Source organism: Arthrobacter sp. 10T425, assembly GCF_056393985.1.
Genome location: NZ_JBFTGZ010000014.1, coordinates 1 through 14,217 on the forward strand (window position 1 = coordinate 1; position 14,217 = coordinate 14,217).

At 68.0% G+C, this 14,217-nt stretch carries 13 protein-coding genes and 1 rRNA gene; 13 read left to right on the forward strand and 1 reads right to left on the reverse strand.

Going from position 1 to position 14,217, the window contains the following annotated elements; all coding sequences use genetic code 11:
* From rrf to AC1DDH_RS15665, 13 genes are all read left to right on the forward strand, one after another.
* Positions 1–88, forward strand: a 5S ribosomal RNA gene (gene rrf / locus AC1DDH_RS15605); the annotation flags it as partial.
* Positions 89–1,371: 1,283 nt separating this feature from the next.
* Complete coding sequence (locus tag AC1DDH_RS15610) at positions 1,372–2,493, forward strand: hypothetical protein (protein ID WP_476955773.1); 1,122 nt, start codon at positions 1,372–1,374, stop codon at positions 2,491–2,493.
* A 4-nt stretch (positions 2,494–2,497) separates the two neighbouring features.
* A complete protein-coding gene (locus tag AC1DDH_RS15615) occupies positions 2,498–3,487 on the forward strand; it encodes an HAD-IIA family hydrolase (RefSeq protein WP_476850374.1) in 990 nt (329 codons plus the stop codon).
* A 9-nt stretch (positions 3,488–3,496) separates the two neighbouring features.
* Entirely contained in the window at positions 3,497–3,835 is a 339-nt protein-coding gene (locus AC1DDH_RS15620) for a hypothetical protein (protein WP_476955774.1), read from the forward strand.
* A complete protein-coding gene (locus AC1DDH_RS15625; protein WP_459384348.1) occupies positions 3,832–4,644 on the forward strand; it encodes a TlyA family RNA methyltransferase in 813 nt (270 codons plus the stop codon). The genes AC1DDH_RS15620 and AC1DDH_RS15625 overlap by 4 nt, the downstream gene beginning before the upstream one ends.
* A 22-nt stretch (positions 4,645–4,666) precedes the next feature.
* Positions 4,667–5,704, forward strand: a complete 1,038-nt coding sequence (locus AC1DDH_RS15630; protein ID WP_476857871.1) for an NAD kinase — start codon at positions 4,667–4,669, stop codon at positions 5,702–5,704.
* A gap of 3 nt (positions 5,705–5,707) precedes the next feature.
* The gene (recN, locus tag AC1DDH_RS15635; protein ID WP_476955775.1) at positions 5,708–7,444 is read left to right on the forward strand and encodes a DNA repair protein RecN; all 1,737 of its coding nucleotides are present in this window, start codon (positions 5,708–5,710) and stop codon (positions 7,442–7,444) included.
* Between the two features lie 100 nt (positions 7,445–7,544).
* Entirely contained in the window at positions 7,545–9,338 is a 1,794-nt protein-coding gene (locus AC1DDH_RS15640; protein WP_476955776.1) for a CTP synthase, read from the forward strand.
* Between the two features lie 27 nt (positions 9,339–9,365).
* Positions 9,366–10,028: an NUDIX domain-containing protein gene (locus AC1DDH_RS15645; protein ID WP_476850379.1), complete on the forward strand. Its 663-nt coding sequence runs from the start codon at positions 9,366–9,368 to the stop codon at positions 10,026–10,028.
* An 11-nt stretch (positions 10,029–10,039) separates the two neighbouring features.
* Positions 10,040–11,050 carry a site-specific tyrosine recombinase XerD gene (gene xerD / locus AC1DDH_RS15650; protein WP_476955819.1) on the forward strand — a complete coding sequence of 337 codons (1,011 nt, stop codon included), beginning with the start codon at positions 10,040–10,042 and terminating at the stop codon, positions 11,048–11,050.
* Between the two features lie 32 nt (positions 11,051–11,082).
* Positions 11,083–11,682 (forward strand): RNA polymerase sigma factor, encoded by a 600-nt coding sequence (locus tag AC1DDH_RS15655; RefSeq protein WP_476888304.1) that lies wholly within the window; start codon positions 11,083–11,085, stop codon positions 11,680–11,682.
* A 368-nt stretch (positions 11,683–12,050) separates the two neighbouring features.
* Positions 12,051–12,446 (forward strand): hypothetical protein, encoded by a 396-nt coding sequence (locus tag AC1DDH_RS15660; protein ID WP_476955777.1) that lies wholly within the window; start codon positions 12,051–12,053, stop codon positions 12,444–12,446.
* A gap of 35 nt (positions 12,447–12,481) precedes the next feature.
* On the forward strand, positions 12,482–12,964 hold the full coding sequence (locus AC1DDH_RS15665; RefSeq protein ID WP_028277411.1) for an 8-oxo-dGTP diphosphatase: 483 nt from the start codon (positions 12,482–12,484) through the stop codon (positions 12,962–12,964).
* 93 nt (positions 12,965–13,057) lie between these two features.
* Here the strand turns inward: AC1DDH_RS15665 and AC1DDH_RS15670 are convergent, their stop codons facing one another.
* Positions 13,058–14,197 carry a bifunctional 2-methylcitrate synthase/citrate synthase gene (locus AC1DDH_RS15670; RefSeq protein ID WP_476932324.1) on the reverse strand — a complete coding sequence of 380 codons (1,140 nt, stop codon included), beginning with the start codon at positions 14,195–14,197 and terminating at the stop codon, positions 13,058–13,060.
* Positions 14,198–14,217 lie beyond the last annotated feature (20 nt).

Here is a 14,217-nt window from a genome sequence, read left to right on the forward strand (position 1 = left end):
CGGTCCCATCCCGAACCCGGAAGCTAAGACCCACAGCGCCGATGGTACTGCACCCGGGAGGGTGTGGGAGAGTAGGTCACCGCCGGAACACCATTAACGGTCGAGGACCCCCACCACCAGGTGGGGGTCCTCCCGCATTTAACCCCCCTTCTCAGGCAGGGCCGGGCCCCCGCAATACCTGCGGGAGCATCCCGCCACACCCCGCCAAACGTGAGGGAGCGTCACCGGACTTCCCGCCCGAGGTGGGGGAGCGTCACAGCCGCCGTCGACCACCCAACTGCCCGGCAGCCGGCGGCCGCCGACAGAAGTGCCGCAGGAGGTTGTGAGACTTCCCACCGCGGGCCTCCGTCGACCTGTTGCCGTTAGCCGGTAGCGGGTTGCTCGCCTAGAATTGGGGGAGATGTACGGACTTCGAAGCGCTTGATTTCGGGTTGCGTAGGAAACGAAACACGGAACAGAGCGGCTGCGATTGCGCCAGTGGTCAGCTCACAACAGGAGGATTCCAGCATGGCTGAGCACAATGATGGCAACCGCGGCGGCAAGGCCCACGGCAACTCGGGCGGACGCAGTTCCGGTGGAGCCCCGTTCCGCGGCACCAGCAACTCTGGCGGCGATCCCCGCGGATTCCGTTCCAGGGAAGACCGTGAGCGTAAGCCTTATGGTGATCGTGCTCCTCGTGAGGGCGGGGATCAGCGCGGCTTCGGAAACAGCGAGCGTAAGCCGTACAGCGGCGGCGGTGAGCGTAAGCCTTATGGTGATCGTGCTCCKCGTGAGGGCGGGGRTCAGCGCAGCTTTGGCGGCGACAGCCGTCCGTCCTATGGTGACCGCAAGCCGTACAGCGGCGGTGGTGAGCGTAAGCCTTATGGTGATCGTGCTCCGCGTGAGGGCGGGGAACAGCGCAGCTTCGGCGGCGGCGACCGTAAGCCTTATGGTGATCGTGCTCCGCGTGAAGGTGGGGGACAGCGCAGCTTTGGTGGCGACAGCCGCCCGTCCTATGGTGACCGTAAGCCGTACAGCGGTGGTGGCGATCGTGACCGTAAGCCGTACGGTGATCGTGCTCCCCGTGAAGGTGGGGGACAGCGCAGCTTTGGTGGCGACAGCCGCCCGTCCTATGGTGACCGTAAGCCGTACAGCGGTGGTGGCGATCGTGACCGTAAGCCGTACGGTGACCGTGCCCCGCGTGACGGCGGGGATCAGCGCAGCTTTGGTGGCGACAGCCGCCCGTCCTATGGTGACCGYAAGCCGTACGGCAGCGGCGAGAACCGCAAGCCCTTCGGCACCCGCGAGGATCGTCCCGCACGGGGCTTCGACCGTGGCGACTCAGGCCCGCGCCAGTACGGACGCGACCGCCCCGAGGACCGTCCGGTTCGCGTGCCCAATGCCCGCGACCTCCGCAGCGCCAACCGCCCGGACCGGGAGCGTTCACCCCAGATCGACGAGGACGTCACGGGCAAGGAGCTTGACCGCGCCACGCAGCACCAGATCAAGACCCTCGAAGGCACCAGCGCCGAATGGGTGGCCCGCCACCTCGTCATGGCCGGGAGGCTCCTGGACGAAGAACCTGAGCTTGCCTTCCAGCATGCCCTGGCAGCCAGCCGCCGTGGCGGACGCCTCGCGTCCGTCCGCGAAGCTGTCGGCCTGACGGCCTACGCAGCCGGCCACTATGGTGAAGCCCTCCGGGAATTCCGGACGTACCGCCGGATCAGTGGCTCCAACATGCACCTGCCCGTCATGGCCGACTGCGAACGCGGCCTTGGCCGCCCGGACCGTGCACTGGACATGGCCCGGTCCGACGAAGCCAAGGATCTCGACGCCCCCGGCAAGGTGGAACTGGCCATCGTTGCAGCCGGGGCCCGCACCGACCTCGGGCAGCTCGACGCCGCGGTTTCCGAACTGGAAATCCCGCAGCTGGACATCAACCGCGCCTTTTCCTACAGCCCCCGGCTGTTCCGTGCCTATGCTGACGCGCTGACGGCAGCCGGCCGCGCTGCCGAAGCCGCCAAATGGCAACGCCAGGCCACCGTGGCCGAAAACGCGCTGGGCCTCGGGGCTGACGAGGAACCCGACATCATCGATCTCGGCTGGGACGAGGAAGAAGAAGCCCGCGAGGAGGAACGGCAGCGCCGCCTCCGGGCGCAGGAGCATGCCGACACGCACGCCGGAACCGAAGAGCGCGCACCGCGTGCCGCAGGTGCCGCTGCCGCGGCAGAAGCCACCGGCGCCGCAGCCGGAGTGGCCGGCTTGAACGCGGGCGATGAGCTCGCCAGCGACGACGGAGCCGACGACGCAGAAGCCGACTACTTCGAGTCTGACGACGCCGAGTCAGACGTGGATTCAGTGGAATCCGACGTGCTCGACGAAGCTGATGACGAAGCCGATGACGAAGCCGACGGCGAAGCGATCGACGAGGCCGACCTGGAACTGAACGATGACGCGGACGAGGAACTCTCCGCTGACTCAGAGCCGGCGCAGCACGAAAGTGTGGAGGACTAATCGCATGACGGGAACCGCCCTGATCGCCACCTTTGATGCCCTGCTCTCCGATCTTGACGGCGTTGTCTATGCCGGCCCCAACGCCATTCCCGGGGCCGTCGAGTCGCTGCGCCGGCTGGCCGGGGTGGGCGTCGGGCTGGGCTACGTCACCAACAACGCATCCCGTTCCCCGGCACAGGTGGCCCAACACCTGCGCGATCTCGGCGCCCCCGCCGAGGACCACCAGGTGGTGAGTTCCTCGCAGGCAGCGGCAGCGCTGCTGGCGTCGATGCTGCCGGCCGGGGCACACGTGCTGATCACGGGCAGTGCCGCACTTGCCCGGGAAATTGAACTGGTTGGCCTGGTTCCCGTCCGCGGCGCGGAGGATGCCCCCGTCGCCGTCGTTCAGGGCTTTAGTCCGGAACTTGGCTGGAAGGACCTCGCCGAGGCATCGTACGTCGTCGCCGGCGGCGCCCTGTGGGTGGCCACCAACACGGACTGGTCCATTCCCCAGGCGCGTGGAATTGCCCCCGGTAACGGGACCCTCGTGGCCGCCGTGGCAGCCGCGACCGGCAAGAGTCCGATCGTGGCCGGCAAACCCGAAGCCCCACTGTTCCACACTGCCGCCAAGCGGCTGGCGGCGGACCGGCCGTTGGTCGTCGGCGACCGCCTGGACACCGACATCCTGGGCGGCAACAACGCCGGTTTCGCCACCGTCGCCGTGCTGACCGGAGTGGACACGAGGGAATCGATCCTCGCGGCACGATCTGTGGAACGCCCCGATTTCCTCATCAATGATCTGACCGGCCTGTACGCGCCATACCCTGCCGTAGAGCACGACGCCGGGCGGTTCCGCAGCGGCACGGCCTCGGCGGTCGTGCGGGGGCAGTCGGTCCACATCAGCGGCGACCCCGCCGACCTCGATTCGTGGCGTGCCGCCTGTTCGGCCTGGTGGGCCGCAAACCCCGAGACGACCAGCGCACTGGCTCCGGTCCTCGAGTGGTCCGATCACTAGGCTGGACACATGAGCGAGCTACACCAGGGACTGGACCAGGCCCCAGACGAACGGCCGGCTGAGGCGCCGACCCCTGCGGCCGATGTCGCTTGGCCCGAGCTGCCGTCGCAGCAGCTCCCGGCGGAGCTGTCCGGGCACGCCGCACCAGAGCACGCGGCAGCAGACCTTGATCCGGCCGTCAAGGCTGTCCTGGACCGCCTCGGGGCCGTGCGGCAAATGCCTGTGTCCGGGCACGGCGAAGTCTATGCGGGCATGCATGATGCCCTGCTGGAGGCCCTGAACGAAGACGTCGCCGGCCACGCCGGCGTGGCGCGCCGTATCCATGCCGCGGGGAACGGGGGATCGTGAGCCGGCTTGACCAGGCACTCGTCAGCCGGGGGCTCGCCAGGTCCCGGACCCATGCCGCCCGGCTCATTGCCGAGGGCAAGGTGAGCTCCGGGGGCGAGGTCCTCGCCAAGGCGTCCCTGCAGGTCCCGGAGGACGCCGCGCTGGACGTCACGGCCTCGGCCGAGGACGGCTACGTCAGCCGCGCCGGGCACAAGCTGGCCGGCGCGCTGGATGCCTTTCCCGCCGTCGACGTCGCAGGCAAACGGTGCCTCGACGCCGGCGCCTCCACCGGCGGGTTCACCGATGTGCTGCTTCGGCGCGGTGCGGCCCACGTGGTGGCCGTCGACGTGGGGCACGGCCAGCTGGTGCCGGAAATCCGGAATGACTCCAGGGTTTCCGTGCACGAAGGCCTCAACGTCCGCTACATGGCGGCCGCGGAAATAGGCGGACCGGCCGCCCTGACGGTGGCTGACCTGTCCTTCATCTCGCTGACGCTTGTGGTGGCGCCACTCGCGGCCTGCACCCTGCCCGGCGGCGACCTCGTCCTCATGGTCAAGCCACAGTTCGAGATCGGCAAGGACCGGCTGGGCCGGACCGGCGTGGTCACCTCGGAACGCGAACGCCGGCTCGCCGTGGGCAAGGTGGCTGCCGCCGCCGTGGACGCGGGCCTGGTCTTGTCAGGCCTCGCCCAGAGCCCGCTGCCGGGCCAGGACGGCAATGTCGAATACTTCCTGTGGATAAAACGCGCGATGTCGGAAGTCCCGCCTAAGATCGAGGAGCGGGACGCAGCTGTTGCTGCGTTGCTCGGAACAATCTGGCCGAACCACTAGTACCACCAGAAGGCGGAACCTGATGAGCAGGCGTGTCCTGATCCTGGCCCACACAGGGCGCGAGGAGTCCCTCAAGGCTGCCTGGGAAGCGTGTGCGCTGCTGCACGAATCCGGGCTGGTCCCCGTGCTGCAGGAGAACGAGCTCGGGGACATGGTCCGCTTCTTCGGCCGGCTCGACCACCCGGTCGAGGTCCTTCACGACCACGTGAAGCTGCCCGACGTGGAACTTGTCATGGTCCTCGGCGGAGACGGCACCATCCTCCGGGCTGCCGAACTGGTCCGCGAAGTCGATGTGCCGCTGCTTGGGGTGAACCTTGGCCACGTGGGGTTCCTGGCCGAGAGCGAACGGGCCGACCTCGCCCAGACCGTCGAGTGGATCGCCAGCCGTGACTACACGGTGGAAGAGCGCATGACGATCGACGTCCAGGTCTGGGTCCGCGGCCAGAAGATCTGGCACACCTGGGCCCTGAATGAGGCCGCGATCGAAAAAGGCAACCGGGAACGGATGCTGGAGGTGGTCACCGAAGTCGACGAACGCCCCCTGACCTCATTCGGCTGCGACGGCGTGGTCCTGGCCACGCCCACAGGCTCCACGGCCTACGCGTTTTCCGCCGGCGGTCCCGTGGTGTGGCCCGAGGTCGAGGCCCTCCTGATCGTGCCGATCAGCGCCCATGCCCTCTTCGCGAAGCCGCTCGTGGTTTCGCCGCGGTCCCGGCTCGCCGTCGAGATCCTGAACCGCACCGACGCCCAGGGCGTCCTCTGGTGCGACGGCCGCCGCTCGGTGGACCTGCCGCCCGGCGCGCGCGTCGAAGTGACCCGCTCCGCAACGCCCGTGCGTCTGGCCAGGACGCACCAGACCCCCTTCTCCGGCAGGCTCGTGCGCAAATTCCAGCTCCCCATCCAGGGCTGGCGCGGGCCCGTGCCCCAAACCCGGGCCATCCACACCGGCCCCCTCCCGATCATCCGCACGCCCCGTCCCATGCCGCCGCTTCCCTCGCCGCGCCACGCCGAACCCGGTGACGCGCCCGATCCCTCGCCAGATCCCACAACCGAGAAGTGAACCATGCTTGAAGAACTGCGTATCCGCGACCTCGGCGTCATCACCGACGCCACCCTGCCGCTGGGCCCGGGCCTCAGCGTGGTGACCGGTGAAACCGGTGCCGGCAAGACCATGGTGGTGACCGCCGTCGGGCTGCTCCTCGGTGCCAGGTCCGACGCCGGCGCCGTCCGCAGCGGCGCGAAGAGCGCCTCGGCGGAGGCTGTGCTGAAGCTCGACGCCGGCCACGCTGCCGTCGAGCGGTGCAGGGAAGCCGGGGCCGAGGTGGAGGAGTTCGACGGCGGTGTGGAACTGCTGCTGGCCCGCAGCGTCGGAGCTGACGGCCGCAGCCGGGCCTATCTGGGCGGACGCGCCGCGCCGGTGGGGGTGCTGGCCGAAATCGGCGAAACCCTCGTGGTGGTGCACGGACAGTCGGACCAGATCCGGCTCAAGAGCCCGGTGGCGCAACGCGGCGCCCTGGACAAATTCGCTGGCGAGAGCCTTGCGGGCGCGCTGACCGCCTATCAGGACCTCTACGCGCACTGGCATGCCAGCCAGGGCGAGCTGGACTCCTTGCGCAGTGCCGCGCGTGAACGCCTCCGCGAGGCCGAGTCGCTGCACGTTGCCCTGGCCGAGATCGACGCCGTGGACCCGCAGCCGGGGGAGGACGAGGCCCTCAAGGCCGAGGCCGTGAAACTGGCCAACGTAGAGGAACTGCGGATCGCGGCCAGCACCGCCCACCAGGCCCTCATCGCCGAGGACTTCGGTGAAGAAGCCGACGCCACCACCCTCGTGGACGCTGCCAAACGCACCCTGGAGCACGTGGCCGAACACGACGGGGAGCTGGGCTCTGCCGCGGCGCGCCTGGCCGAGGTCGGTTTCCTGCTCAACGACATCGCCGCTGAACTCGCCAGTTACCAGGCCGCCCTTGACACGGAGGGCCCGGAACGGCTCGCCGAAATCGAGGACCGACGGGCCGCGCTGGCCAAGCTGGTCCGCAAGTACGCGCCGAGCATCGACGAGGTGCTGGTCTGGGCGGAGGAGGCCCGGGCCCGGCACGAGGAACTCCAGGACGACTCCACCAGGATCGAAGCGCTGGACGCCGAAGTCGCACGGGCCGAAACCGAGCTCCGGAAGAAGGCCGCCGGGATCAGCAAGGCCCGCACCAAGGCCGCCAAGGACCTCTCCGCGCGGGTCAGCGCTGAGCTCACGGCGCTGGCCATGGCCGATGCCACCCTGGTCATCAATGTGGAGCCCGCAGGCCAGCTGGGACCGTTCGGGGCCGACGAGATCTCCTTCCTGCTTCAGCCGCACTCCGGCGCGCCGGCCCGGCCGCTGGGCAAAGGCGCCTCGGGCGGTGAACTCTCCCGCGTCATGCTCGCCATTGAGGTGGTGCTTGCCGCCGTCGATCCCGTCCCGACGTTTGTCTTCGACGAGGTCGACGCCGGCGTCGGCGGCCGTGCCGCCGTCGAGATCGGGCGCCGGCTGGCGATGCTGGCCCAGCACGTCCAGGTCCTCGTGGTGACCCACCTGCCGCAGGTGGCCGCTTTCGCGAACCAGCACATCAGGGTCACCAAGACTTCCGTGCGGGGCGCTGACGGGGCTACCGCCACCGGCTTCACCTCCAGCGACGTGCAGCTGCTGGACGAGGCCGAGCGCGTCCGCGAACTGGCCCGCATGCTGGCCGGCCAAGAGGACTCCGAATCAGCCCAGGCCCACGCCCAGGAGCTGCTGGACGACGCCAAACTCCTCCCGCAAAGCTAGGCGGGCCCGAAAGGACGTCCGCAGGGACTCCCGCAAGGACCGCTGCTAGGACAACAATCACATCGGGATCCCGCCAAGGAACCCGTGGAAGGCCGAATTGATGATAAGCTCAAACCCCGTGGTGCAGCGATCAAACTCTCGTGTAAATTCCCGGTTTCCGGGCTCGTCCAAGACGACCAAACACATCTTCGTCACCGGTGGTGTAGCGTCCTCGCTCGGTAAGGGACTGACGGCTTCGAGCCTCGGCCACCTCCTGCGGGCACGCGGTCTGTCTGTAACAATGCAAAAGCTCGATCCCTATTTGAATGTGGATCCGGGCACGATGAACCCCTTCCAGCACGGCGAAGTCTTCGTCACTGACGACGGCGCCGAGACGGACCTGGACATCGGCCACTATGAGCGCTTCCTCGATGAAAACCTCGAAGGATCGGCCAACGTCACAACCGGCCAGGTCTACTCGACCGTCATCGCGAAGGAACGCCGCGGCGAATACCTCGGCGACACCGTCCAGGTCATCCCGCACATCACCGATGAGATCAAGCGGCGCATGCGGCTTCCCGCCGAGGGCAAGAACGCCCCCGACGTCATCATCACCGAAATCGGCGGCACGGTGGGCGACATCGAGTCCCAGCCGTTCCTCGAATCCGCCCGCCAGGTCCGCCAGGACATCGGCCGCGGAAATGTGTTCTTCCTCCACGTGTCCCTCGTGCCGTACATCGGCCCGTCGCAGGAGTTGAAGACCAAGCCGACGCAGCACTCCGTTGCCGCGCTGCGCTCCATCGGCATCCAGCCCGAGGCAATCGTGATCCGGTCGGACCGCGAAGTCCCGCAGCCGATGCGCGACAAGATCGGCCGCATGTGCGACGTCGACATCGACGCCGTGATCGGCTGCCCGGACGCACCGAGCATCTACGACATCCCGAAGACCCTGCACTCCCAGGGTCTGGATTCCTACATCGTCCGCGCCCTGGACCTGCCGTTCAAGGATGTGGACTGGACCAGCTGGGACAAGCTGCTCGACGCCGTCCACAACCCGAAGCACGAAGTTGAGATCGCGCTCGTGGGCAAGTACATCGACCTGCCGGACGCCTACCTGTCCGTCACGGAGGCCCTGCGCGCCGGCGGCTTCGCCAACGACACCAAGGTCAAGATCCGCTGGGTCCCCTCGGACGAATGCGAAACCCGTGAGGGCGCAGTGCAGTCCCTGGCCGGCGTCGACGCCATCTGCGTTCCCGGCGGCTTCGGCATCCGCGGCCTGGAAGGCAAACTCGGCGCCCTGAAGTACGCCCGCGAAACCAAGCTTCCGGTCCTGGGCCTGTGCCTGGGCCTGCAGTGCATGGTGATCGAGTACGCCCGCAACGTGGTCGGCCTCGAGGGAGCGTCCTCGTCCGAGTTCGAGCCGGACTCCAAGTACCCCGTCATCGCCACGATGGAAGAGCAGCTGGACATCGTTGACGGCAAGGGCGACCTCGGCGGCACCATGCGCCTGGGCCTCTACGAGGCCAAGCTCGACGAAGGCTCCGTCGTCGCCGAGACCTACGGCGCCACGAAGGTCAGCGAACGGCACCGGCACCGCTACGAGGTCAACAACAAGTACCGCGATCAGATCGCCGCCAAGGGCCTGTCGTTCTCCGGAACGTCGCCCGACGGCAAACTGGTCGAGTTCGTGGAACTTCCCCGCGACGTCCACCCGTACTACGTGGCCACGCAGGCGCACCCCGAGCTCAGCTCGCGGCCCACGCGGCCGCACCCGCTGTTCGCGGGCCTGATTGAGGCTGCCCTTGGCCACCAGCGGGCCGGGGACGCCGCGAACGCTGCAAACAGCAGCCCGAGTGCAAAGGCCGATGCCCCGGCACCTGCGCCCAAGCCCTCGTCGGCAGCAGTGTCCAAGTAATTTCCAACTGAATCAAAGGACGGCGCGATGCCCGGTATGTCTGAGACCCCCAATGCTGCACGGCAGGTTTCGGATGAACCGAGCCCGCGCCGTCTTTTGTCGTCCCGAAAGGTGTACGAGGGCAGGATCTGGGACGTCGTCAGCGACAGTTTCCAGCTCAACGACGACGGCGACACCCTGGTCCGGGACTACATCGACCATCCAGGCGCGGTGGCGGTTCTCCCGATGAACGACGACGGCGACGTGCTGCTGCTCCGGCAGTACCGGCACCCCGTCGGCATGGACCTCTGGGAGATCCCCGCCGGGCTGCTTGACGTCGAAGGGGAGGACTTCGTCGTCGGGGCCGCCCGCGAACTGGCCGAGGAAGCGGACCTCGTCGCGGACCGCTGGAACGTGCTGGCGGACTTCTTCAACTCCCCGGGCTCCTCCAGCGAGGCCATCCGCATCTACCTGGCCCGCGGCCTCAGTGAGGTGCCGGGACATGAGCGGCACGTCCGCACGGACGAGGAAGCCGAAATCGAACTGCGCTGGACCCCGCTGGACGAGGCCGTGCAGGCGGTCCTTGACGGCCGTCTCCACAACCCGTCCGCCGTCGTCGGCGTCCTGGCCGCTGCCGCCGCCCGCGCGGGCAATTTCGAAAGCCTCCGCCCGGCCGACGCGCCCTGGCCCGCCCATCCCAGCCAGCGCTAGTGGAGCCGCTGATCGCCGAACCGCCGGCCCCGGCGCAGGCAGCCGCTCCCGAGCGCCCGCCCGCCAGGGCGTTGACGGCGATCGACCGCGCAATCACTGACTACCTGCAGCACATGGGCGTGGAGCGGGGCCTCGCGGCCAACACCCTCTCCGCCTACCGGCGGGACCTGGCCCGCTACGCCAGGCATCTGGCCCACGCGGGCCGGGAACGCCCCGCGGAGATCACCCGGCACGACGTCACCGGATTCGTTCAGGCGCTCTCCGACGGGTCCGACGGCGGCTCCGCCCTGGGCATCCGCTCGGCGGCCCGGACGGTGGTGGCTGTGCGCGGACTCCACAAGTTCTGGGCCCTCGAAGGCATCACGTCCAGCGACCCGGCCAGCGACGTCCACCCGCCCATGCCCGGTAAGCGGCTGCCCAAGGCCATCAGCGTCGATGAGGTCACCCGGATCCTCGAGGCGGCCGGCACGGACACGGCAACGGGCCTGCGCGACCGCGCGCTGCTCGAATTCCTCTATTCCACCGGTGCCCGCATCAGCGAAGCCGTGGGCCTGGACGTTGACGACATTTCCCTGCACACCTCCGGCGGGTCCGATGCCGGCGACGGGCCCGCGATCGTCAGGCTCTTCGGCAAGGGGTCCAAGGAACGCCTCGTCCCGCTCGGATCCTACGGGGCACGAGCCCTTGACGCCTACCTCGTCCGCGGCCGGCCCCTGCTGGCCGCCAAGGGCAAGGGCACCCCCGGCCTGTTCCTCAACGCCCGCGGCGGCAGGATCAGCCGGCAAAGCGCCTGGACCATTTTGAAGGCGGCGGCGGACAAGGCCCACATCACCAAGGACGTTTCGCCACACACGCTGCGGCACTCCTTCGCCACCCACCTGCTGGAGGGCGGCGCCGACGTCCGGGTGGTGCAGGAGCTGCTGGGGCACGCCTCGGTGACCACCACGCAGGTCTACACCCAGGTGACGGCCGATACGCTGCGGGAGATCTACGCCGCCGCGCACCCGCGCGCCCTGGGCTAAGGCGCAGTCCGCCGGGTCCCCGCACCGCGCCGGTGCCGGCAAACTTTTTTGCGGGCCTGTGTAAGAAAATGCCGTTCACTGGACACTTACACAGCAAGAAGAAGTCATCGATGTCCGGGGGAACCACCATGTTGGCTGCCAAAGAGCAAGCGTTCATTGATCTGCACACCCAGCACTCCGCGCGGGTCTACCGCTACATTGCCTGCCGTATCAGTGACCGGCACCGCGCCGAGGAACTGGCCGCGGACGTCTTCAGAATTGCCTGGGAGAAGGAGCTGTCGGAACCGCCCGGCATTGGCTGGCTGTTGGCAACGGCCCGGAATGTGGTCGGCAATGAGTACAAGGGCCGCCGTCGCCGCCAGGAACTTGTCGAAAGGCTGAAAGACGATGCGCGCAGCCAAATCCCCGAGTCAAACAATGAAGAACGAGGCGCCGTGGCAGAGGTGCTGGTGCAGCTCAGGGAGCGGGACCGCGAGGTCCTCATGCTCAGCTACTGGGACGAGCTGACCATCGCTGAACTGGCGCAGACGCTGGGATGTTCCTCATCCGCCGCTGCGGTTCGCCTCCACCGGGCACGCCGGGCGTTTGCGAAAGCTGCCCCCTCACATCTCATGACCGAACGGAAGGACTAGCCATGGACCGCATCGAACAGCTCATGAGGGATGCAAAACCTCGGGTGGGAGCGCCGGGAGCAGAGCCGGGAAGCGACTCTGCCCGCTCAATCGTATTTTCCACGGATCCGAATGTCGTTCTTTTGGCAGGGCGCACTCCGGCACGACGGAATGCCGTGCGGGCTGCGGCCGCGACTGTACTGGCCGCTGCAGCCATCGTTGGCGCGGTGGTTGTCGGCGGCAATCTGATGCCGCAACCAGCGCCGGGGCCGGCCCAGACGGGCATCCCGGCCCCGACTGTCTCCGCCAGCCCATCGCCGTCGTCCCCAACCCCGTCCGCTGCCTCACCAGCCGCCCCGTCGTCTCCCACGAAAGCGGGTCCTGCCGCTTTGAGCACCGGCGGGGTCGCATGCACCCTTGCCAACATTGACCAGCAGCGCAATGACCAGCAGCGCGCGATCATCCCGATTGCCCGCGCCGACCAGGGCTACTACACGGTGCTGGGCTGCGCCGGCGGCTGGCTCGCCTATTCCATTTCCGGTGACGGGATCCGGGCGCTCCAGCTCGACGGCGGCAACGCCTGGTTCAAGCTCGCCAGACTGCAGAACGGCCGGTTCCTCTGCGATGTCCGGCAGGAGTGGTCCAGCGTCTACAACTGGGAGTTCCAAGCCACGAACAACCAGGGCCTCACGCCGCAGCAGGCCATGGACAAGGAATTCGCGCAGAAGGGGATACCGGTCGAACTGAGGCCGCAGCTTGTCGGCGACGGCCCGGCCGCCGGATAGCGCCGGCAGCCTGCGGCAGCTATAGGGTTGAGCACATGAAGCTCACGCCAGTCACTCTCTGCTTCCCGCTCCGTGATGCGGAGAGCGGCACCGAGGTGCTGCTGGGCATGAAAAGGACCGGCTTTGGCATCGGCAAGATCGTGGGAATCGGCGGCCACGTTGAGCCGGGGGAGAGCGACGCCGAGGCCGTGGTCCGCGAGGTCTGGGAAGAAGCCGGGATCATAGTGCTCCAAGAGGACCTGGCCCACGCCGGCGTTGTCGAGTTCATCTTTCCGGCCCGGCCTGACTGGAACATGTCGTGCCGGCTCTTCACCACCCGGCGGTGGCACGGCGAACCCGCCGAGAGCCCGGAAATCACGCCCGAATGGTTCGACTCCGCGGCGTTGCCGCTGGAGCGGATGTGGCAGGATGCGGGGCACTGGCTGCCTCCGGCGCTGGCAGGCGAAACGATCGACGTCGTCGTGGTCCTCAACGAGGACAACGAGACTGTTGCGTCGGTCCGGATCCCGCGACGCTGAAGTCCGCGGGCAAACAGCACGGGCCGGCCACCTACGAATAGGTGGCCGGCCCGTGCCGGCTGTCCGGTCCCGTGCGTCCCGCAGGAAGCCCTGCTACGCCAGGTGCCGTTCCTCGACGCCGTTGTACTCGCTCAAGGGACGGATCAGGGAGTTCGAATCCAGCTGCTCCATGATGTGCGCCGTCCAGCCTGTGATGCGGCTGGCGACGAACAGCGGGGTGAACGTGGCGGTGTCGAAGCCCATGAGGTGGTACGTGGGTCCGGTCGGGTAGTCGAGGTTCGGCTTGATCCCCTTCGCCTCGTCCATCGCCGTCTCGAGCCCGTTGTAGAGGCCCAGCAGCTCCGGCCGGCCATAGTGCGCGATCATCTTGTCCAGCGCCGACTTCATGGTGGGCACCCGGGAGTCGCCGTGCTTGTAGACGCGGTGGCCGAAGCCCATGACCTTCTTCTTGTGGGCCAGGGCGTCCTCCATCCAGGCCTTGGCCCGGACGTGGGCGTCCTCCAGGGACTCCTCCGGCCGGATGCCGATCTCGTCAAAGGTGTGCATGACGGCCTCGTTGGCACCGCCGTGCAGCGATCCCTTGAGGGCCCCGATGGCGCCGGTCACGGCTGAGTGCAGGTCCGAGAGCGTGGAGGTGATTACCCGGGCCGTGAAGGTCGAGGCATTGAAGGAGTGCTCGGCGTACAAAATCATGGAGACATTGAACGCGTCGACTACTTCGGGGACGGCCTCCTCACCAAACGTCATCCAGAGGAAGTTGGCGTCGTAGCCCAGATCCTCGCGGGGTTCCACCACGTCCTGGCCGTGCCGGCGCCGCTGGTCGTAGGCCACCACGGCCGGCATCGCGGCGAACAGATCGATGGCCTTGGCCAGGTTGGCTTCGCGCGAGGCGTCCTCGGCGAGGGGGTGCCGGGCCCCCAACACCGACGTGGCAGTCCGGCAGACATCCATGGGATGCGCGGTGGTGGGCAGCGCGTCAATCACCTGTTTGACGACCGGATCCAGGGCGCGCCCGGCGCGTTCCCGGGCGGTGAACTCCGCCAGCTGCGCCGCGTCGGGCAGCTCGCCGTTCCAGAGCAGGTAGGCGACTTCCTCGAAGCTGCACTTGGCAGCCAGTTCCTGGACGGGGTAGCCGCGGTACAGCAGCGAGTTCGTGTCCGGGTTGACCTTGGAGACTGCGGTGTAGTCCACCACGACGCCGGCGAGGCCCTTTTTAATGTCCTGTTCAGCCATGCTGAAACTCCTTTGTTCCT